General features: G+C 72.3%; 16 protein-coding genes. 14 read left to right on the top strand and 2 right to left on the bottom strand.

Annotation, left to right across the window (positions count from 1 at the left end; all coding sequences use genetic code 11):
- The 4 genes from AB0B86_RS26335 to AB0B86_RS26320 are packed head-to-tail and all read left to right on the top strand — an operon-like array spanning position 1 to position 5,386.
- The gene (locus AB0B86_RS26335; protein WP_357412614.1) at positions 1 to 1,092 is read left to right on the top strand and encodes a DUF559 domain-containing protein; all 1,092 of its coding nucleotides are present in this window, start codon (positions 1 to 3) and stop codon (positions 1,090 to 1,092) included.
- A complete protein-coding gene (locus tag AB0B86_RS26330) occupies positions 1,089 to 1,814 on the top strand; it encodes a hypothetical protein (protein ID WP_357412616.1) in 726 nt (241 codons plus the stop codon). The genes AB0B86_RS26335 and AB0B86_RS26330 overlap by 4 nt, the downstream gene beginning before the upstream one ends.
- The gene (locus AB0B86_RS26325) at positions 1,811 to 5,044 is read left to right on the top strand and encodes a DUF87 domain-containing protein (RefSeq protein WP_357420030.1); all 3,234 of its coding nucleotides are present in this window, start codon (positions 1,811 to 1,813) and stop codon (positions 5,042 to 5,044) included. The genes AB0B86_RS26330 and AB0B86_RS26325 overlap by 4 nt, the downstream gene beginning before the upstream one ends.
- Positions 5,045 to 5,053: 9 nt before the next feature.
- The gene (locus AB0B86_RS26320; RefSeq protein WP_357420029.1) at positions 5,054 to 5,386 is read left to right on the top strand and encodes a putative quinol monooxygenase; all 333 of its coding nucleotides are present in this window, start codon (positions 5,054 to 5,056) and stop codon (positions 5,384 to 5,386) included.
- Positions 5,387 to 5,419: 33 nt separating this feature from the next.
- Here the strand turns inward: AB0B86_RS26320 and pdxY are convergent, their stop codons facing one another.
- Together pdxY and AB0B86_RS26310 are read right to left on the bottom strand one after the other, a co-directional pair.
- A complete protein-coding gene (pdxY, locus tag AB0B86_RS26315) occupies positions 5,420 to 6,271 on the bottom strand; it encodes a pyridoxal kinase PdxY (protein ID WP_357420028.1) in 852 nt (283 codons plus the stop codon).
- Positions 6,272 to 6,412: 141 nt separating this feature from the next.
- A complete protein-coding gene (locus AB0B86_RS26310) occupies positions 6,413 to 7,207 on the bottom strand; it encodes a serine protease (RefSeq protein ID WP_357412622.1) in 795 nt (264 codons plus the stop codon).
- Positions 7,208 to 7,531: 324 nt separating this feature from the next.
- Here AB0B86_RS26310 and AB0B86_RS26305 point away from each other — a divergent pair, with 324 nt between their 5' ends.
- From AB0B86_RS26305 to AB0B86_RS26260, 10 genes are all read left to right on the top strand, one after another.
- A complete protein-coding gene (locus AB0B86_RS26305) occupies positions 7,532 to 9,886 on the top strand; it encodes an AbfB domain-containing protein (protein WP_357420027.1) in 2,355 nt (784 codons plus the stop codon).
- A gap of 497 nt (positions 9,887 to 10,383) precedes the next feature.
- Positions 10,384 to 11,676, top strand: coding sequence for a cytochrome P450 (locus AB0B86_RS26300; protein ID WP_357420026.1), 1,293 nt, complete (start codon positions 10,384 to 10,386; stop codon positions 11,674 to 11,676).
- A gap of 248 nt (positions 11,677 to 11,924) precedes the next feature.
- Positions 11,925 to 12,407 (top strand): helix-turn-helix transcriptional regulator, encoded by a 483-nt coding sequence (locus AB0B86_RS26295; protein WP_357420025.1) that lies wholly within the window; start codon positions 11,925 to 11,927, stop codon positions 12,405 to 12,407.
- A 253-nt stretch (positions 12,408 to 12,660) separates the two neighbouring features.
- Positions 12,661 to 15,051, top strand: coding sequence for a nitrate- and nitrite sensing domain-containing protein (locus AB0B86_RS26290; protein ID WP_357420024.1), 2,391 nt, complete (start codon positions 12,661 to 12,663; stop codon positions 15,049 to 15,051).
- Positions 15,052 to 15,067: 16 nt separating this feature from the next.
- Positions 15,068 to 15,472, top strand: coding sequence for a roadblock/LC7 domain-containing protein (locus AB0B86_RS26285; protein ID WP_203174378.1), 405 nt, complete (start codon positions 15,068 to 15,070; stop codon positions 15,470 to 15,472).
- 49 nt (positions 15,473 to 15,521) lie between these two features.
- Positions 15,522 to 16,715 carry an ABC transporter substrate-binding protein gene (locus AB0B86_RS26280; RefSeq protein ID WP_357420023.1) on the top strand — a complete coding sequence of 398 codons (1,194 nt, stop codon included), beginning with the start codon at positions 15,522 to 15,524 and terminating at the stop codon, positions 16,713 to 16,715.
- Positions 16,712 to 17,608, top strand: a complete 897-nt coding sequence (locus tag AB0B86_RS26275; protein ID WP_357412634.1) for a branched-chain amino acid ABC transporter permease — start codon at positions 16,712 to 16,714, stop codon at positions 17,606 to 17,608. Before AB0B86_RS26280 ends, AB0B86_RS26275 begins: the two co-directional genes overlap by 4 nt.
- Positions 17,605 to 18,615, top strand: coding sequence for a branched-chain amino acid ABC transporter permease (locus AB0B86_RS26270; RefSeq protein WP_357412636.1), 1,011 nt, complete (start codon positions 17,605 to 17,607; stop codon positions 18,613 to 18,615). The genes AB0B86_RS26275 and AB0B86_RS26270 overlap by 4 nt, the downstream gene beginning before the upstream one ends.
- A complete protein-coding gene (locus tag AB0B86_RS26265; RefSeq protein WP_357412637.1) occupies positions 18,612 to 19,355 on the top strand; it encodes an ABC transporter ATP-binding protein in 744 nt (247 codons plus the stop codon). Before AB0B86_RS26270 ends, AB0B86_RS26265 begins: the two co-directional genes overlap by 4 nt.
- Positions 19,355 to 20,125, top strand: coding sequence for an ABC transporter ATP-binding protein (locus AB0B86_RS26260; RefSeq protein ID WP_357412639.1), 771 nt, complete (start codon positions 19,355 to 19,357; stop codon positions 20,123 to 20,125). The genes AB0B86_RS26265 and AB0B86_RS26260 overlap by 1 nt, the downstream gene beginning before the upstream one ends.
- Positions 20,126 to 20,138 lie beyond the last annotated feature (13 nt).

Here is a 20,138-nt window from a genome sequence, read left to right as displayed (position 1 = left end):
ATGGCCCGACCCGTCCACGCCGACGGGGCCTGGTGGGCCGCCCCGCCCACGCGGCGGGTGAGTCACCTGCCGGCCGTCGACCCCGAGGTGCTGCGGGTGGCACTCGACCCGTTGCCGCCGGCGGCACCGGCGGTCGTGCACTACCGGCCCACTGTGGTGGGTCCGCTCGGCGACCTCGTGGACGACCTGCTCGATGGGCTGGACACCGCGGCCCTCGCCATGTTCCCCAGTTGGCTTACCGGCGCGGACAGTTTCGAGAGCGGGGGCACACTCGGCGTGGCGGCGGTACGCGCCCTCGCGGCCCGGGCAGCGGCCCGCTCCCGGCACTTCGGCCCGTTCCTCGCCGACCTCGCCGAGCGTGGGCTGCGCGGTCCGCGCCGGCCCGTCGGCCGGTCCCGCTTCGCCCCCGGGGTACGCGCCGCCGGGCTCGCCCGGGTGCTCGCCGAGGCGTACCACCGGGAGGGCTGCCTCCTCGTCATCGCCCTGCCCGACCTCGGCGCGGATGCGGAGCGGACGCTTGTGGCCGCCGCCGAGTGGCTGGTGCGCCACGGCGGCTTCACTGTGTGGCTGGCCGGCGGGCAGCTGCGCCACGCCGACCGGGTGCGGTCGGTGCCGGTGCTGGTGCCGGTGCGGTTCGCCGAGCTGGCCAGCTCGACCGATCAGCCGGCGGCCACGCCCGCGCAGCCGGGTCCGACGGTGCTGGCCTGGCCGCCGCTCGCTGGCGTTCCCCGTGGTGACAGCGCGGCCGAGCAGGCACTGGAACGCGCGCTCGCACCACACGACTGGGCGCGGGGCCGGCGGTGGAACCACACCTACGAGTGGCACGTGCTGGGTGTGGCGTACCGGCTGGATCTCTTTTGGCCCGCTGAGGGTCTTGCGGTCGAGGTGGACGGCCCGGAGCATCGTGGGCGAATCGCTTTCGCCAACGATCGGCGGAGGGACGTGCAGTTGCAACTCCTCGGGCTGGACGTGCTCCGCTTCACCAACGAGCAGGTGCTCACCGACGCGCCGGCGGTGGTCGACGGGATCCGTCGACTGCTGGCCCGGCGGCGCGCGGGCGGCACGTACCCCCACGGAGATGAGACACCATGACGAGCCCGGCGGACGTCCCGCACCTGACGCCGAACCAGATCAACGCCCTCGTGGTGCTGATGGTCGAGGCGCGCCGACTCACCAATGTCGAGCTGAAGGAGCTGGCCGGCTTCACGCTGACCGGCAAGGACAACAAGAAGCTCGTCGACCTGGGTCTGGTTGACACCGACAAGTCCCGCCGCACGTTCGCCCACGAGCTGACCGACGAGGGCTGGCGGGTGGCCCGTCGGCTGCACACGGCCGCGCCGCCGAAGCAGGGCGGGTCGACCACCCGGTCGCTGTTCGTCGTGTTGTCCAACCTGCACCGTTCGCTGGACCGGCTCCGGGTCAGCCACGGCGACTTCTTCAAGCAGACCGATGAGGCGGCACCGGCGACCAGCGAGTCACCGCACCAAGCACCTGCACCGGCACCGACGACGGCGGCGGCACCCGCATCGGTGCCGGCACCCGCGTCGGCGGCGGCGGTGGAGGCGCTGGTTCGGTCGGCGTACCGGGATCTGGCCACCGCGCCGGGCGCCTGGGTCGGCCTCGCCGACGTCCGGGACCGACTCGCCGACACCGACCGGGCCTCCCTGGACGCCGCGTTGCGGGCGATGGTCGGCCGGGAGGACGTCCGCATCATCCCGGTGGCGAACACCAAGTCCCTCACCGCACGGGACCGGGCCGCCGCCGTCCGCATCGGGAACGAGGACAACCACGCCCTGGCGATCGGCGCGGCATGATCTCGGACGACCAGCGGGCCGCCCTGGAAGCGGTGAGTCTCAACCCGGCGGTCACCCCGGACGACGTCTGGCGACCGAGCCCGCACAACGTGCCGGAGCTGCACGAGAAGGTGGCCGCGGAGATCCTGCGCGGGGTGGCGCGAGCCCGCACCGACGACACCAGCATGCCGCTCGGGGTGGCCATGCAGGGCCGCGCGGGCGCCGGCAAGACGCACCTGCTCGGGGCGGTGCGCGAACGGATCCAGCGCGACGGTGGCTACTTCTTCCTGGTCGACATGGTCAGCGGCAAGACCTTCTGGGAGAGCGTGGCGTTGGCCCTGGTGGAGGGGATGGGCCGCCCCCACGTTGGCTGGGGCACCCAGCTGAAGACCTTCCTGCGTCGGCTCACCCCGCAGCTCGGCCTGCCGGTGGAGGTCCGCGACGCGGTCGCCGGCGCCCGCCCGGTGACCCGCGCGCAGCTCGACACCTTCATCTGGGCGCTGCGCGAGCGCGACCGGGAGGTCGGGCGGGACGCCCAGGACACCGCCCGGGCGCTCGTCCTGCACGGGGCCATCGACTTCGAGGCACAGGACGTCGGTTACGCCCACCTGATCTCCGAACCGGGTGACTCGGCGGCGCGGGCGGCGTGGGGGTTGAGCGCCGCGATCCGCACCCCGCAGCAGGTCGTGCAGGACATCTCCCGGCTGATGGCCCTGACCCTGGACCCGACGGTCATCGCCGTGGACCAGCTCGACACGTTGTTCGCCCAGACCAGCACCTCGCTGCTCAACCATCATCAGGGGCTGGAGGACGCCCAGGCCAAGGTGCTCGGCCCGATCGCCGACGGCCTGCTCAAGCTCCGCGACATCACCCGCCGCACCCTGGTCGTCGTCTCCTGCCTACCGGACACCTGGGTGCTGATGACCCGCGCCGCGCCCACCCCGGTCGCCGACCGCTTCCGTACGTCGACCCTGCCGGACCGGATCCCCACCCCGGAGATCGGGCAGGCGATCGTGGCGAAGCGCCTCACCGCCGCGTTCGCGGGCATGTACTTCGGGCCACCACACCCCACCTGGCCGATCGCCCCCGCCGCCTTCGCCGACGCCCCCACCCTGACGCCCCGCGCCCTGCTGCGCCGGGTGGACCGCCACATCGCCTGGTGCCGGGACCGCGACGAGGTGGTCGAGCTGGACCGGCTCATCGACGGCACCGAATCGACGCCGACGGTGAGCGCCGTCCGCGCCGTTTCCGGTGACCCGACGACGGACGAGCGCCGCCTGCACGAGTTGGACGCACGGTTCGCCGAGCTGGTCGAGGCCGCTGACGTATCGGCCGCCGTCGACCCGGCGGGCGAGGACGAACACATGCCGCGCCTGCTCGCCGCCGGTCTGGCAGCCTGGATCGCCGAGCAGGCGCCGACCGGCGCCACCTACAAGTACGATCCGCCGCCCGGTCGCAAGCCCGCCTTGCACGGGCGGCTGATCGAGGTGCTCGACGAGGCCACCGAGAACGAGGCGCACTGGTGCTTCCGGGCCGTCGCGCACCCCAACGCCATCGCCGTCACCGCCCGGGTCAAGGCCGCCTGCACCCTCGCCGGGTTGGATCGGGACCTGCCCCAACGGCGGTTGATCCTGCTGCGCAACGGTCCGTGGCCGACCGGGAAGCGTACGACCGAGGTGTTGGCCGGCTTCGACGCGGCCGGCGGCCTGCGGTGCGGCGTGTCGGAGGCGGACCTACGGGTCTTCGCGGCGCTGCGGTCGTTGGCGACCGAGCCGTCCGCGGCCCTGCAGGAGTGGCTGGTGGCCCGTCGACCGGCCAGCGGCACCGAACTGTTCCGCGCGGTCCTGCCCGGGCCCGACGGGACGCGCGACGGCATCCCGCCGGCGACACCTGACGGCGACCCACCGTCGGGCGACCCGGAACCCGACCCGACGAGCGTGCCCGTCGCCGACGTGGCAGACGCGCCGTCGGCCGGCCCGGTAGCCGCTGACCCGGCCGACCTCGTGGTCGACGCCGGCGGTCCGGCCGTCGGGCTGGGGCGCACCGTCGACGGCGGCCACCCGTTCACGGTGCCCCTGGAGTCGCTGCGCCGCCACGCCGTGGTGTTCGCCGGCTCGGGTTCGGGCAAGACAGTGCTCATCCGCCGGCTGGTCGAGGAGTGCGCCCGCGTGGGTGTCTCCGCGATCGTGCTCGACCCCAACAACGACCTCGCCCGGCTCGGCGACGCGTGGCCCGAACCACCGAGCGGCTGGGGTCCCGGCGACGCCGAACGCGCCGCCGACTACCTCGCGCACACCGAGGTGGTGGTGTGGACGCCCCGGGTCACCGCCGGTCGACCGCTGAGCTTCCAGCCGCTGCCCGACTTCACCTCACTGCGGGACTGGCCCGACGAGTTCGACCAGGCCGTCCGCTCCGCCGTGGAGGCGCTCGCGCCACGGGCCGGCGTCGACCGGACGAGCCGGCTCGCCCAGCAGGGCAAGGCCGTCCTCACCGAGGCCCTGCAGGCGTACGCACGCAGCGGAATGGTGGGCCTGCCCGGCTTCACCGAGTTCCTCACCGACCTGCCCGAGGGGGTCAGCCGGCTGGCCCGCGCCGGGAAGCTCGCCGAGGAGTTGGCCGAGGCACTCAAGGCAGCGATGGTCACCGATCCGCTCTTCGGTGGGGTCGGTGCGCCCGCCGACCCGGGGCTGCTGCTGACACCGTCGGCGGGGCGGCGGGCCCGGGTGTCGGTGATCAGCTTCGTCGGTCTCACCTCGGACCAGGAGCGGCAGAGTTTCGTCAACCAGTTGCAGATGGCGCTGTTCGCGTGGATCAAGCGGCACCCCGCCGGTGACCGGCCGTTGGGTGGGCTGTTCGTGATGGACGAGGCGCAGACGCTCGCGCCGTCGACCGGCACCACCGCCTGCACCGCCAGTTCGATCGCGCTGGCCGCACAGGCGCGCAAGTACGGGCTCGGGTTGGTCTTCGCCACCCAGGCGCCCAAGGGTCTGCACAACCAGATCTCCGGCAACGCGACGACGCAGTTCTTCGGGCTGCTCAACGCGCCGACGCAGATCGACGCGGCCCGACAGCTCGCCGAGGCCAAGGGTGGGCGGCTGCCGGACATCGGCCTGCTCAACAGCGGTGAGTTCTACGCCGCCGGGGAGGGGTTCTCGTTCGTCAAGGTCCGCACCCCGCTGTGCCTGACCCACCACCCGAAGGCGCCGTTGACTCCCGAGGAGGTCGTCGCCCGCGCCCGCCCGGCTGGGTAGCCTGGGGCCATGATCTTCATTACCGCGAAGTTCCGGGTCCTGGCCGAGCACGCCGACCGGTGGCCGCAGATCGCCGCCGACTTCACCGAGGCGACCCGGGCGGAGCCGGGCTGCCTGTGGTTCGACTGGTCCCGCAGCGTGGACGACCCGACCGAGTACGTGCTGGTCGAGGCGTTCCGCGACGACCAGGCCGGCGCGGCCCACGTGCAGTCCGCCCACTTCCGCGCGGCGCAGGAGACCCTGCCTCCGCACCTGGCCGAGACGCCGCGCATCGTGAACGCCACGGTGCCGCAGGACGACTGGTCGCTGCTCGGCGAGATGGCCGTCCCCGAGGGCCGCTGACCGCCGCCCGGTCCGCGGTCCCGCCGCCCGTCGTCAGCGCAGCCGGCGGGCGGTGAAACGGGCCGGTGGGTCGGCGATCACGTCCTGTGCCGCGATCAGCTGGATCTCCCGGGTGCCCGCCGCGAGGGTCGCCTCGAGCACGGCGTAGACGGAGGCGATTGTGCGTTCCAGCGCTGTCGCGGATGAGCCGGTGGTGCACAGGTGCGCGAGGTACAGCGCCGCGGTGACGTCGCCCCCACCGTTCGGGTTGATCGGCAGCAGCGGCGTGGTCACCGCCCAGGCGCCCTCGTCGGAGACCGCCACCACCTCCAGCGAGCCCGGCGGCAGATCGCCGTGCAGCACGCTTGTCACAAGCACGTGCCGGGGTCCGGTCGCGCGCACCACGTCGACAGCGTCGAGCACCTCGGCCAGCGAGTTCGTCGTACGGCCTGAGAGGAAGTCCAGCTCGAAGTGGTTCGGCGTGATGATGTCCGCACGCGGCACCACGGTGTCCCGGAGGTACTCCGGAATTCCGGGCCGGACGAACATGCCCCGACCGGCGTCGCCCATCACCGGGTCGCAGCAGTACACAGCCGCCGGGTTGGCCGCCTTCACCGTCGCCACCGCGTCCAGGATCACCGCGCCCACTGCCGGGTCGCCCTGGTAGCCGGAGAGCACCGCGTCGGCGCTGCCGAGGACCCCACGGTCCCCGATGCCCGCGATCACCTCGGCCACGTCCGCCGCCGGGATCACCGGGCCCCGCCAGGCGCCGTAACCGGTGTGGTTGGAGAAGTGCACTGTCAGCACCGGCCAGACCTCGTGGCCGAGGCGTTGCAGGGGAAAGGCCGCTGCCGAGTTGCCGACGTGACCGTAGGCGACCGACGACTGGATGGACAGGATCTTCACCGACCCATCATCGCCGCTGCTGCCGGCGCCGCAGGGACGGCCCGCCGTTTCTGTCGGGTGGCCCACTCGCCGCCCACCCACCCGGGCGCACGGGCGGGCGGCCCGGACCGTGCCGTCCGGGCCGCCCGAGCGGGTGTCCGGTCAGCCGCCGAGGCTGGCCGCTGCCGAGGCGATCGACGAGGCGAAGTAGCTCACCTGGGTGTAGACCCCTGGGTAGTTGGGTCGGGCGCAGCCGTTGCCCCAGCTGACGATGCCGACCTGGATCCAGGCGTTGTTGGCGTCGCGGCGGAACATCGGGCCACCCGAGTCACCCTGGCAGGTGTCCGTGCCGCCGCTGGCGTAGCCGGCGCAGATCTCCTGTGCGGGGATGAGGTCCCCGCCGTAGTTGGCGTTGCAGACGGAGTCGCTGACGAACGGCACCGTCGCCTTGAGCAGGTACCGCTGCTGGCCGCCGCCCTCACGCGCGGCGCCCCAGCCGGCGACGGTGAAGGTGCCGCTGTCGTACGCGGTGGTGGTGGTGATCGGCAGGGTGCTCAGCCCGGTGACGGGGCTGGCCAGCCGGATCAGCGCCCAGTCGCGGCCGGCGCCGTTGTAGCCGGGGGCACGGTAGACGTAGTTGGACCGGACGGTGATCCGGCTGGACGACTGGAGGTCGACCGTCCCGAGCGTCGCGGTGATGCTGGTGTTGGTGCCGGTGGAGCCCACGCAGTGCGCCGCGGTGAGCACCAGCCGAGGGCTGTACAGCGCCCCGCCGCAGCCCATCGAGAGCCGCACCATGAACGGGAACTCGCCCTGTGCGGCGCGGGTGCCGCCGACGACGTTCGGCGTCATGGGGTTGTCGGCCGCGGCGGCCGGCGCGGAGAGGGTGAGACCGGCCGCGGCCACCGCCGCCAGTGCGGCGGCCAGCAGGCCGGTTCGGGTACGCCAGCGAAGCATTGCATTCCTCCGTATCAGGAAGGCACGCCTCGTGAGCGCACCCCGATCGAGATAACGGTCATCGTATTGAACGACATGGATTAGATGGGCCATCCTCGCTGGGTCGTACCACCGGAGTTATGGATCTCGCGCCGAGCGTCGCCCGCACGTTCGCCGATCCGCCGACAGGCAAGCGTTGACGGCAGGACCGGCCTGGCTCTATAACGTTGTACAAGAAATGATGTTCGTCGATTCCGACCATCCGTCGGTGACCACCCGATGCCCCCACCCACGCGCTTCGGGCCTGGCTGCACCGCCCGCGGCGACTCGTCCCTCGGAGCCGGCATGACACGTCAGGTCCCCATCCGCCCCGCCCTGCCGCTGCTGCTCATCCTCGCCCTGGTCGTCGGCGTGCTCGCCGCGCCAACCCGGCCGGCGCACGCCGCACCGGCCAAGACGCCGCCACTGACCACCCCGTGGACCAGCCAGGCCCTGGTCGGCACACCCCTGCCCGAGTACCCGCGCCCCCAGATGACCCGGCCGGACTGGCTCAACCTCAACGGCGAGTGGCAGCTACGCCAGTCGTCCACCGACGACGCCCCGCAGTTCGGCGCCAACCTGCCCGAGCGGGTGAACGTGCCCTTCCCGGTGGAGAGTGCGCTCTCCGGCATCCAGCGAGCCGCAAACGACAACCGCAACTACCTGTTCTACCGACGCACCGTCACCATCCCGGCCAACTGGGCGGGTCGGCGGACCCTGCTGCACTTCGGCGCCGTCGACTGGCAGAGCACCGTCTGGGTCAACGGCGTCCGGGTCGGCGCGCACACCGGCGGCTACGACGCCTTCACCTTCGACGTGACACCCCAACTGCGCGCCGGGCTGAACGAGATCGTCGTCAAGGTCTGGGATCCCACCGACACCCGGCAGAACGGCAGCCTGCCCGCCATCGGCAAGCAGACCAAGACGCCCGGCGGGATCTTCTACACCCCCAGCTCCGGCATCTGGCAGACGGTGTGGTTGGAGCCGGTCCCCGCCGCCTCGATCAGCAGGGTGGACGTCTCGCCGAACCTGAGCACCAACACCCTGCGGGTCCGGGTGTCCACCCGCGGCGACGTGGGCGGCCACCGCGTGCTCGCCGAGGCGCTCGACGGAACCACAGTGGTCGGCTCGGCCACCGGCGGCTTCACCGAGTTCAGCGTCCCGGTCCCGAACGCCCGCCGCTGGTCACCCGACGACCCGTTCCTCTACAACCTGCGAGTGTCCCTGCGCAACGCGGGCGGCGCCACCGTGGACCGGACGATGCACTACTTCGGCATGCGGGAGATCACCACCGGCCTGGTCGACGGTGTGTTGCGCCCCAAGCTCAACGGACAGTTCGTGTTCCAGGTCGGCACCCTCGACCAGGGCTTCTGGCCGGACGGGCTCTACACCGCCCCGACCGACGCCGCCCTCGCCTTCGACCTGCAGAAGCACAAGGACCTCGGCTTCAACATGGTGCGCAAGCACATCAAGGTCGAGCCGCAGCGCTGGTTCTACCACGCGGACCGCCTCGGCCTGCTGGTCTGGCAGGACATCCCGTCGCTCACCGCGCAGGACGTCAACCCCACCGACGCCCAACAGGCGCAGTTCGAGGCCGAGGCACGCGAGATCGTCGACGAGCACCGCAGCTCCCCCGCCGTGATCGCCTACACGCCGTACAACGAGGGCTGGGGCGAGCGGTCCCTCACCGACACCCGCCGGGTCGCGCAGAACATCAAGAACCAGGACCCGACGCGCCTGGTCAACCCGCACAGCGGCCACAACTGCTGCCAGTCCCTCGGCGACCCCGGCAACGGCGACATCGACGACTGGCACGTCTACCTCGGGCCGGACTCCCCAGTGCCGTCGAACACCCGGATCGCCGTGCTCGGCGAGTTCGGCGGCCTGGGCCTGCACACCCCGGGCCACGAGTACAGCCCGAACGGCAGCTTCTTCGCCTACGAGTGGCAGACCAGCTCGAACGCGCTCACCGACCGGTACGTGGGGCTGGTGCAGGGCAGCCAGAACCTGATGCTCGGCAAGGGACTCAGCGCCTCGGTCTACACCGAAATCACCGACCTGGAGGGCGAGCTGAACGGCTTCCTCACGTACGACCGGCAGGTGACCAAGATGGATCAGGCGCGGGTCCGGGCCGCCAACACCGCCCTGATCAACGCCTCGAAGACCATCGGCAGTTCGGCTCCCGTCGCCCTACCGGTGAACAACCGACGGTCGTTGCAGGTGACGACACCCGGCTACACCAACCGGTACCTGCGCCACCGGGACAGCCTGGCATACACCGACGTGGTGGACGCCGCGAGCTCCAGCCTGCTCAAGGCCGACGCCACGTACACCATCCGGCCCGGGCTGGCCGACGCCGGCTGCTACTCGTTCGAGTCGGTCAACTTCCCGGGGCAGTACCTGCGGCACCAGAACTCCCGGGTGCGCAACTCGCCGGACGACGGCTCGACGCTACTGCGTGCCGACGCCACCTGGTGCGCCCGCGTCGGACTGACCGGCACCGGGGTGTCGCTGGAGTCGTACAACTTCCGGGGCAGGTACCTGCGGCACTACAACTCGGAGATCTGGCTCAGCAACGGCACCGGCGGCGACGCGTACAACACACCGGCGTGGTGGGCCGCCGACAGCACCTGGACGATCGCCACCCCGTGGGCGCCCTGACCCCGGCCGTGGCCGCCGGGTCGCGGTAGGACGTCGCGGGAGGCTCCGGCCTGGCTGAGCGCCTCCCGCGACGCGCGGGCCACCGGCACGGCGTACGGGCCGGCGGCCCGACACTGGCGTCACCTGCCGTCCCGGAGGTCGTTTCTCCGGTCATGAGGGAGAGCGGCGAATCGGTTGCACCATCGGTAGTGGTCGGTTGTCCGCGCGGCAGCCGTCCCTGATCGTCTCGTTGCCGCCGACCCCGGGCGGTCCGCCAACCGGCCCTGACCGGTGGCAAGGACCGAGCCGCAAGTTGCATTCGGCCAACCCCAACCATGCATTGCAACACGCAGATATTACCCGTCGGTAAATAGATGCCGGCCAATCTTGACTTGCGCAGCCAGTCAGCGCACCGTAAAGAGCCAGAGGCAGATGCGCGCCATTATCGGCCCGACTGACGTGGATCGCCGAATGAAGGCGCTGCCGGTTTTCGCGCCGCGTTCACCAGGAGGCGTCCCATGCGGTTGAATCCGTTCGCCGGGGTTTATCTCACCGATCCAGCACGCACGTGGCGACACATTCTCGACGACCCCGGCGAGGTGCACTACGCCGAGGATCTGGGCCTGTGGTTGATCAGCAGGCACGCCGACGTACGTCGTGCCCTCGCCGACGCCACGACGTTCACGAACGCCCTCACCCTCGCCCCGGTCTACCAGGTGTGCCCCGAGGCGATGAACGTGCTCATGCGGCTCGACGCGCCACCCACGACGGCTGCCGCGGACCCGCCGGTGCACCACCGCACCCGCCGGGCCCTGCGGGCGACCTTCGCGAACACCGCCGAGCGGGTCGAGGCCGAGTACGGCGCGATCGTCCGGCGGCGGGTCGATCAGCTGGTCTCCCGGCTCGCCGCCCGTCGGGGCGAGCGGGTCGACCTGATCCCGGAGCTCGCCACCGAGCTGCCCCTGCTGGTGGTCCTGGACATCCTCGGCGTGCCCGACGCCGACATCGCGCGGATCCGGAGCTGGGCGGACGGCCAGATCGCCCTCGTCTGGGGGCAGCCGGACCCGGCCGAGCAGGTACGCCTGGCGCACTGCCTGCTCGACTTCTGGCACTACTGCGAGGAGCTGGTCGGTCAGCGCGTCGACGGCGGCCAACCGGGCGACGACTTCATCGGCCGCGCCCTTACCTACCGGGACGACGACGACGCGGTGCTGAGCGTGCCCGAGGTGGCGAGCCTGGCCTTCAACCTCCTGGTCGCCGGGCACGAGACCACCGCCGGCCTGCTCGCGCACGCCCTCGACCAGGCGCTGTCCAACCCCCGGCACTGGTCGGCCCTCACCGCCGACCGCGGGGCCGTGGGCGCCTTCGTGGCCGAGACCCTGCGGTTCGCGCCCGCCATCGACGGCTGGCTCCGGGTGACCAGCCGGGACGTCACAGTGGGCACCGTGACGATTCCCGCCGGGGCACGCTGCCTGCTGCTGATCGGGGCGGCGAACCGCGACCCCGCGGTCTTCGCCCATCCGGACCAGTTCACTCCCGGGCGGGCGGACGTGGGCAATCACCTGTCGTTCGGCCACGGCCCGCATTTCTGCATCGGCGCGGGATTGGCGCGACTGGAGGCCGAGATCACCATCACCAGACTCACCGAAGCAATTCCCGGTCTGCGCCTGGCGACTGCGCAACAGCGCTCGTACAAGCCGAATGTCGCGTTTCGCGCCCACGACACACTGCTCGCGGTAATCGATTCGGTGGCACCCGCCGAGGCGTCGGCGACGCGCGGTGCGGCGGCCACCGATGCGGCCGCCGCCTAAGCGTGCGCGTACGCCAGCAGGTTCACCGGCGCGCGGGACGAGTGCGGGCCGCGCGACGCCACCCGCCCCACCCTGCGCCGCTCGACCCCGGGACGCACCTTTCCGCTTCGCCCGACGATTCATGTCGGTGAACGTCTTCACACCCATCGCGTCCTGGGTTAAGAATTGCCCTCTATGAATGTTCGGCTCATCGGCGAATTTCGATCTGGCGTCCGCTGCTGATTCCCCGTAGCCACGAAGGTGAGCGCATGGAGCACACGTCCCCGTCGAGTTCTGCTCCCACTGCGGCCAGCGAACGGTTCCGCTGGGAACTGCGCACCTGCCGGGTTCGCCGGGGCCTGACCCAACGGGCCCTGGCGGATCTGGTGCGCTTCAGCCGGGAGACGGTGGCAGCGGTCGAGTCGGGTCGCCGGTTCGGCAGTCACGAGTTCGCGCTGCGCTGCGACGACGTACTCGGCACCGGCGGTCGACTCGCGGAGCTGTGGCCGCAGGTGGCCGCCGAGCAGTTGGCCGCCGACGGTCGCCGCGGCCCCCGCGCCCCGGGACCGGTTCGGCGAGATCAGCCCGTGCCGCGCCAGCGCGCCCGGCGCGACGCGCGTGACCCGGGCGCCGTCGTGGACGCCATCGACGAGCTACGTGAGCTGATCGGTCAGGTGCTCAACGGTGCACCCGAGCCAGACGACGCGCAGCGGCGACAGCCCCGGATCAACCCCCTCGACGACCAGCGCTGATCACACCGCTCCAGCCCGGTCTCGCGGTGTCACCGGCCGCTGACGTTGGGTACAGATGCTGGTACGGGCAGTTTGTACCACGGCCAGGTCTGGTCTACGAGCGCGGCTTCCGGCCGAATGGGACTTGCATTCGGCAACGTGCGGATAGACCGTCATCGACGAGTCGTGGGAGTCAATCTTGGCGTCGAGCACCCGGTCCCACGCGGCCAGACCCTACCCGACCCGCCGACGCGGCTGGAAGATAGCCGGGCGGATGCGCCTCATCGTCGCGGCGCCACTCGTGGCCGTGATCGGCTTCGCTGGCCTCGCGCTCACCGAGAGCGCCCGCCAGACCGTGCGCGCCAGCGACCTCCGGGCCCTCGCACAGGTCGGTGCGGCGGCCGGTGACCTGGCCTACCGGCTGCAACGCGAACGCATCGCCGCCGCCGACCTGCTCACCTACCCCACCGCGGAACAGCAGGACACCTTCGGCGTGGAGCTGGCGGCCACCGACGACGTCGTGGCGCGCTACCGCGCCCAGCGGGACCGGCTCTCCCCCGACGCCGGCACCAACCGCGACCTCCTGCACCGCATCGACGCGGCCCTGGACAGCCTCGCCCCGCTGCGCACCCAGGTACGCACGGCGGCGCACGCCTCGGTGTCCGCGATGACCTTCAGCTACCGGATCGCGATCGCCGACCTGATCAGCCTCCGGGAGAACATCTCACACGGCGTGGTCGACGCCGAACTCGCCGACGGGATCCGCGCCTCGGCGGCCCTGTCGAAGACGGCCGAGGCGATCGGTCAACAGCAGGTCGCCGTGCTGCGGGCGATCGCTGGCGGCGAACTCACCCCCGCCATGCAACAGGACATCACCGCGGCCCGGACCAGCTACACCGAGTCGAGCCTGTCGTTCCTGGCACTGGCTCCGCCCGCGTGGAGCGTCTGGTGGGAACAGGCCGGCACCGGCCCGGAGGCGCTCGCCCTGCAACGGATGCAGGACGAGGTGTCGCGAGCCCAGCCCGGATCGCCACTGCACCTGGAGACCGCCGGCTGGGTGTCCACCACCCAGGCGCGGGCCGCCCGCCTGGCCGACCTGCGCGCCCGGGTCGACGCCGCGGTCGGTGACGACGTCCGGGCCGCACACGCCGACCAGCGCCGCCGGGCCGTTGCCGAGGCGGTCGGCGTCCTGCTGGCACTGCTGCTCACCGCCCTGGTGACCTGGGCCGTCGCCCGGCAGATCACCCGGCGGCTGCGGGCGCTACGGGACGCGGCGAACGCCGTGGCGTTCGAACAGCTCCCCGCCGTGGTGGCCCAGCTCCAGCAGCCTGGTAGCGCCGCCGTCGACCCGCACCAGTTGGCCCGCCAACAGGCCTCCGCCGCCCTCGAACCGTCGAGCGACGACGAGATCGGCGAGCTGGGCCAGGCGTTCAGCGCGGTCCACCAGGCCGCCGTGCGGACGGCCGCCGAGCAGGCCGTCATGCGCGCCAACACCGCCGACATCTTCATCCACCTCAGCCGCCGCGAACAGCGACTCGTCGACGCCGTACTGGCCCAGGTCGACCTGGTCGAACGGGACGAGACCGACCCCGACCGGCTGCACCAGCTGTACACGTTGGACAACCTGGCCACCCGGATGGGACGCATCAACGCGAGCCTGCTCGTGCTCGGCGGCGTCGGTGTCGGTCGGGTACGCCAGCGCGACGTCCCGCTGCAACAGGTGCTCCAGGCGGCGCTGTCCCAGATCGAGCACTACTCGCGGATCCGGCTCGGCATGATCGACGGGGACGTCGCGGTGGCCGCGAAGACCGTCGACGAGGTCGTGCACCTGCTCGCCGAACTCATGGACAACGCCACCACGTACTCGCCGCCCGGCAGCGAGACCTGGGTGAGCGGTCGAAGCCTCGGTGACCGCGTCATCGTCCAGATCAGCGACGAGGGCATGGGGTTGTCCCCGCAGCGGATGCAGCAGCTCAACGAACTCCTGGCCCAACCTCCGGCCACCGACGTGGCGGCCGTCCGGGCGATGGGCCTCGTCGTCGTGGGCCAGCTCGCGGCCCGGCTGGGGGCCACCGTCCAACTGCGCCGCGGCCCCCGACGCGGCACCCTCGCCGAGGCGACGCTGCCCGCGACCATCATCCGGTCGCTGCCGCCGGAGGAGTACCTGCTCGCACCCGGCCGCCTCTCCCGCCGGGCGGCGCGCACGGCCAGCCCGCCGCCGTCGTACCAGCCGCGTCCCGAGCCCACCGCCGGCCGCCCCCCGGCCGAACGGACCCTGCCGGCGGCGCCGGTGTTCCGGCCAACTCCGCCACCCCCGGACCGGGGTGACGCGCCCACCGAGGAGTTGCTCATCTTCGAACAGGTCAACCACTGGTTCCAGACGGACGCCGCCGACGGCACCGACGACCGGGAGTGGGCCAGCCCCGCCGACGACGCCTGGCACACCGCCGCCCAGGTGAACACCCCCGACGTCACCACGACCACCCCGTCCGGCCTGCCCAAACGGGAGCCGCAACGGCATCTGGTGCCCGGCGGCGTGAGCGTGCCCCGCCAGCAGCAGCGGTCCGAGTACCGCGACCCGGCCCAGGTGGCGACGGCGATGGCCGCGTACGCGCGGGGGGTGGCGAACCGGCGGCGTACCCCGATCAACCTCGGCAACAAATGACGCGACAGGAGCGCACGTGAGCGACCAACAGGACCTCGGCTGGCTGCTGGACAGCTTCGCCGCGCGGGCGACCGAGGTCAGCCATGCGATCGCCATCTCCAGTGACGGCCTGATGGTGGCCGCCACCCGGGACCTGCCCCCGGACCGGGCCGACCAGTTGGCCGCGACGGGCAGCGGACTGGTCAGCCTGCTGCGCGGAGCGGCGGCCTTCTTCGACGCCGGCGCGGTGATCTCGAACGTCACGCAGCTCGAGGGCGGGTTCATGTTCTCGATGGCCTTCAACGACGGCGCCTCGCTGCTGGTGCTCGCCGCACCCGAGTGCGACGTGGGCAAGGTCTCCTACGAGATGACCGAGCTGGCCAACCGCATCGGAGACGCTCTCACCCCCGCGGCCCGGGCGGCACTCGCCCGCAGCCGCTGACCACTCCTGCGCCCCCACGCCGGAGACCCACTTCCCCTGGAGTTCAGACATGCCTCACCTCACCCCTGGGCGCAGCCATGCCCTCACCGCCACCCTGCTGGCTGTCGTCCTCACCGCCAGCGCGGCCTGTGGCGACGACGCGCCGGGCCCGAGCGCCGGCGGCTCGATAAAGATCGGCCTGCTCGCCTCGCTGTCCGGGACGTACCAGGCGGTCGGTACGGAGATCCGCGACGGCTTCCAGCTCTACCTGGACACCCACGACGGCAAACTCGGCGGTCGGCAGGTCGACCTCGTCATCGCCGACGAGGGCAACGGCGCCCAGACCGCGGTCCCGGCGGCGACGAAACTGCTCAAGCAGGACCGGGTGTCCGCGCTCACCGGCATCGTCGGTGGTGGTTCCGTCGCCGGGGTCACCCCGCTGCTGGCGGAGACCAAGGTGCCGCTCGTCGGTTCGAACGGGCGACCGGAACTCAAGGACGTCTCCCGGGTCTGGCACACCTCGTACCTCTCCGACGAACCCGGGGCGGCGATCGCCCAACACGTGCGCGACAACGTGCGGGGCTCGGTGTACGCGATCGGCCCGGACTACCAGGGTGGCTGGGACGAGCTGCGGGGGTTCACCGACGCGTTCGGGAAGATCGGCGGAAAACTCGCGAACGCCGACGGCAAGACCACCTTCACCCCGTTCCCGGCCACCACCAACTTCACCCCGTACTTCGCCCGGATCAAGGCCTCCGGCGCGGCGGCCGTCTACACGTTCTACGCCGGCAGCGCCGCCGTCGACTTCGTCAAGCAGTACGCGCAGTCCGAGATCAAGGACGTCCCGTTGTACGCGGCCGGGTTCCTCACCGAGGGCGGCGTGCTCAACGCGCAGGGCGAGGCGGCCCGGGACATCTACTCGGTGCTCAACTACTCGTCCGACCTGGACAACGCGGAGAACCGTGCCTTCGTGGCGGCGTGGAAGGCCAAGCACGACGGGTCCCCGACGACCTACGCGCTCGCCTCGTACGACGCGGCGGCCGTGCTGGACCGGGCGGTCGGCGCCGCCGGCAGCAACCCGACTCCGGAGGCCATCAACACGGCGATCGGTCAGCTGGGCCAGATCGCCAGTCCGCGTGGCACCTGGCAGTTCTCCACCACCACGCACTCCCCGGTGCAGAAGTGGTATCTGCGGCAGGTCCGCCAGGACGGTCGCGCGCTGTCCAACACCGTCGTGGGTGACCTCGCGACCGTCGGCCGGTGACCGCTGTGGCGGCCGGCCTGAACCGGATCGACCCGTACCTGATCCCGGCGCTGGACGGGGTCGCCTACGGGCTGCTCGTGTTCGTCGCCGCGGCGGGCCTGGTGTTCTGCTTCGGCGTCGCCAACATCCTCAATCTGGCGCACGGCCTGCTCTACGCGATCGGCGGCTACACCGCCGCGGCGGTCCTCGACGGTGGCTGGGCCAGCCTGGCGTTGGCGCTTGTCGTCGGTGTGCTGGCCGCCGCCGCGGCGGGTGCGCTGCTGGCCGGCCTGCTCACCCCGGTCGCCACCGGCAACCACCTCGGTCAGGCGCTGTTGACGTTCGGTGTGGCACTGGCCGGCGGCAGCCTGCTCGTCGCCGGTTTCGGCGCCGACGATCCGCAGGTTCGGGTGCCGGCCGTCCTGGAGGGGTCGGTGGTGGTCGCCGGGCACCGCTACGCCGCGTACCGGCTGGTGTTCATCGTCGTCGCGGCGGTGCTCGCGGCCGTGCTCCACCTCGTGGTGCGGCGGACCAGGGCCGGGATGCTCGTCCGCGCGGCCGTCGACGACCCGGAGATGGTCGCCTGCCTGGGGGTGAGCCCGGCGCGGATCCGCGCCGGGGTGCTCGCCGCCGCCGGCGCGCTGGCCGGCGCGGCCGGGGTCCTGGGCGCGCCCATCATCGGCCCCGGCACGGACAGCGCCGACACCGTGCTGCTGTTGTCCCTGGTCGTGGTCGTCCTGGGTGGTCTCGGGTCCATGGGAGGCACCCTGCTGGCGGCGCTCGCGATCGGCGAGATCCAGACGCTGGGCGTGGCGCTGCTGCCGTCCACCGCGCCGTTTCTGCTGTTCGCGGCGATGGCGGCGGTGCTTGCCGTGCGGGCCCGAGGCATCGCCGGCCGCTGGCGGGCGGCATGAGGGACGAGGTGGTTCGGCGGGCGCGCGGCGCGGTCGCGGCGCTCGTCCTGGCCGGCCTAGTCGTGGCGCCCTGGGCGGTCGACGACTACACCACCGCGCTCCTCGCCCGGACGTTGGCGTTGGCCCTGGTCGGGGTGAGCGTGGCAGTGCTCACCGGTGTCGCCGGGCTGCCGACGCTCGGGCAGACCGCGCCGTACGCGGCGGGCGCCTACGCCTGCGCCGTGCTCGGCAGCCGGATCTCCGACGTCGGCGTCGTGCAGCTCGCCGTCGCGGCGGCCGCCGGGGCGGCGCTGGCCGCACTCACCGTGCCCCTGGTCGTGCACGCCCGGGGGGTGATCGTCCTGATGATCACCCTGGCCATCGGTGAACTTGTCGTCACAGTCCTCGGTCGCTGGCGGTCGGTGACCGGCGGCACTGACGGGTTGGCCGGCAGCTCCGCGATCCGCCCGTTCTGGGGGCTCCCGCCGCTCGCCAGCGACCAGGCGCGTTACCTGTACGCCCTGGTCGTCGTGGCGACGCTTGTCGGTGCGCTGCTGGTGCTGCTGCGTACCCGGGCCGGGCTGCTGCTGCGCGCCGGCCGGGACGACGAGACGCGGTTGCGGGCCAGCGGCCACCGGATGCCGCTGCACGTCTCCGGGGCGCACATCGCCGCGGGGGCGATCGCCGGGGCGGCCGGTTCGCTCCTGGTCGTCGCCCAGCAGTACATCTCCCCCGCCGACTTCGGTTTCGACACCTCAGCGCTGCTGCTGCTCGGCGTCGTCATCGGTGGCACCTCCTCGGTCGGTGGCGCCCTGGTCGGCGCGGCGCTGGTGATCGCCGTGCGGGACTGGTTGTTCGGGGTGCTGCCGGGGCACGCGCCGCTGGTGTTGGGACTGCTGTTCATAGCGACGGTCTACCTGCTGCCCAGCGGTGTCAACCGGGCCCGGGGTCGGCTGCGTCCGCCGGCGGTCCGGTCGCACCAGCCTGCCGCCGCCGAGCGGGCCGCCGTACCGGAGCTGCGCCGATGACCTGCCTGCTCAGCGCCGAAGGCATCAGCGTGCGGTACGGATCGCTCGCCGCGCTGGACGGCGTGGACCTGTGCGTCCACGACGGCCAGCGGCACGCCCTGATCGGCCCGAACGGTGCCGGCAAGACAACCCTGCTCAACGTGATCGGCGGGTCCACGAGACCGCAGCACGGCACCGTGCGTTTCGCCGGGCAGGACGTCGGTCGGCTCGGGCCGGCGGCCCGCGCCCGACGAGGCATCAACCGCATCCACCAACGTCCGGCGGTCTTCGCGACACTGACCGCCACGGAGAATGTCGTGGTCGCGGCGTTGCCGCGGGTCATCGCGAAGCGCCGCTGGTGGGCGGACGGACGTCGCCGCGTCGCGCACCACCGGGCGGGCACACTGCTGGGCCAGCTGGGCCTCGCCGACGTCGCGGCGGTGCCCGCCGGGCACCTCGCCCACGGGCAGCGACGCCAGTTGGAGATCGCGATGGCCCTTGCTGGTCGTCCCCGCCTGCTGCTCCTCGACGAACCGGCGGCCGGGTTGTCCGCCGCCGAGGTCGGCCGGCTGGTCGAGCTGCTCCGGGCGCTGCCCCGGGAGGTCGCAGTGCTCCTTGTCGACCATCGGCTGGACCTGGTGTACGCCCTGTCCGACACGGTGACCGTGCTGCGCGACGGTCGGACGCTGGCCGCCGGGACGCCTGACGAGATCCGTTCCTCGCCGCTGGTGCGGCGCGCCTACGCCGACGGGGTGGCCTGATGTTGTCAGTGGATCGCCTGAGCGCCGGCTACGGCGGCGGGACCGTGTTGCACGAGGTCAGCCTGCGGGTGCGGGCCGGCAGCATCCAGGCCGTGGTGGGCCGTAACGGGGCGGGCAAGAGCACCCTCGTGCACACGATCGCCGGGCTGGTGCGCGCCTCAAGCGGTCACGTCGAGGTCGGCGGGGTGCACGTGGCCGGCCGGCAACCACACCGCGTCGCCCAGTCCGGCGTCGGTCTCGTCCCGCAGGGCCGCCGGGTCTTCTCCCGGCTGACAGTGGCCGAGCACCTGCACCTGGCGGCGGCGCCGTGGCGGGCCCGCACCTCCGGCGGCGAGGGCTGGACGGTGGCCCGCACCCTCGACCTGCTGCCGAGGTTGGCGGTGCGGCTGCGCCACCGCGGTGGTGAGCTCTCCGGCGGCGAGCAACAGATGCTGGCGATAGCCCGCGCGCTGCTCGGCCAACCGCGGGTGCTGCTGCTCGACGAACCGTGTGAGGGCCTCTCGCCCGACCTGGCGGCGCGGGTCCGCGAACTCGTCAACGGTCTCGCCGCCGACGGCTTGACGGTGCTGCTCGTGGAACAGCAACTCCAGCACGCGATCGAGATCGCGGACCGGGTGGCGGTGCTGGAGTACGGCCGGGTGGTCTACGACCGACCGACGGCCGAGGCCCGCGTCGACCCCGCACCGCTGGCGGCGATGTTGAGCGTCGCCGCCACCCCGCCACCCCCGCCCAACCGGGCGGCCCCTCGGCTCTGGGCCGACACCCCGTAGTCACCTGATCCCT

This window comes from Micromonospora sp. NPDC049047, from assembly GCF_040649135.1.
Taxonomy (GTDB): domain Bacteria; phylum Actinomycetota; class Actinomycetes; order Mycobacteriales; family Micromonosporaceae; genus Micromonospora.
Note: the sequence above shows the minus strand (reverse complement) of the source record. Positions and strands in the feature narration are given on the sequence as shown.